The following is a 1,190-nucleotide window of genomic DNA, read 5'->3' as shown; positions in this document are numbered from 1 at the left end:
ATTTAAAAAGCCTGACCACTAAAGATTTTTTTGCAAACGTCCAAAACAAGTTGCATTTTGCTGTGCACGGGCATACCGCTGCCGAACTTATCATGGACAGAGCCAGCCATAAAAAAAATTACATGGGGTTAACCACATGGAAAAAAGCTCCAAACGGAAAAATCATTAAATCAGATGTGGTGATCGCTAAAAATTATTTGAGTGAAAAAGAAATAAAATCATTAAACCGCATCGTTACAATGTACTTGGATTATGCTGAGGATCAGGCAGAGAACGGCATACCCATGACAATGGAAGACTGGGCAACAAAACTAAATGCATTTTTACAGTTTAATAATAAAGAATTGCTTGAAAATTTTGGAAAAGTAACTGCTGTAATTGCAAAAACCTTTGCTACGAGTGAATTTGAAAAATATCGTCCTATTCAGGACAAGCTCTTTGAAAGTGATTTTGATAGAGAGATAAAAAAATTGATAGAAGGAAAAAAATGAACCAGGTTGCCAAAAAATCTCCTGAACTATTAAAGCCGATTCTGGAGAGTTCAAAATGAGCGAAAAGCAGATGACAAAATTTAATGATATTCAAAGTAGAATTTTTGAAGTCCGTGGATTACAGGTAATACTCGACAGAGATCTGGCGGAGTTATATCAGACAGAGACAAGAACACTAAAACAAGCGGTAAAAAGAAATATTGAAAGATTTCCAAAAGATTTTATGTTTGAGCTTGATTCAGAAGAGATTGAAACCTTGGTATCACAATCTGTGATACCATCAAAAAGTTATTTTGGCGGTGCTAAACCCTATGCTTTTACAGAGCAAGGTGTTTCCATGCTTTCTGCAGTAATAAAAACTCCTGTTGCTGTTGAAATAAGTTTAAAAATAATCAGAACTTTTGTTGAAATGCGAAAGTTTCTAACAAATAACGCTAACATTTTCCGGAGACTTAATAAAGTTGAGCAGAAGCAATTAATTACAGATACAAAACTTGATAAAGTCTTAAATGCTATTGAATTAAAAGAAATTACACCAAAGCAAGGTATTTTCTATAATGGACAGATATTTGATGCATACAAATTAATATCAGATATTATCAGGTCTGCAAAACAATCAATCATTGTAATTGATAACTATATCGACGACACAACCCTTCAACTTTTAACTAAAAGAGAGTCAAAAGTAAAGGTTGTTTT

The 1,190-nt window shown here is 33.3% G+C and carries 2 protein-coding genes; both read left to right on the top strand.

What is annotated here, in order from left to right:
- Positions 1-491, top strand: a 491-nt coding sequence (gene rhuM / locus U9P79_00860; protein MEA2103181.1) for a RhuM family protein, incomplete at its 5' end; no start/stop codon positions are given.
- 55 nt (positions 492-546) lie between these two features.
- Positions 547-1,190, top strand: a 644-nt coding sequence (locus U9P79_00855; protein ID MEA2103180.1) for an ORF6N domain-containing protein, incomplete at its 3' end; no start/stop codon positions are given.

The organism is Candidatus Cloacimonadota bacterium, from assembly GCA_034661015.1.
Lineage (GTDB): Bacteria > Cloacimonadota > Cloacimonadia > JGIOTU-2 > JGIOTU-2 > JAYEKN01.
The sequence above is the reverse complement of the archived record's forward strand: the minus strand, read 5'-3'. Positions and strand labels throughout refer to the sequence as shown.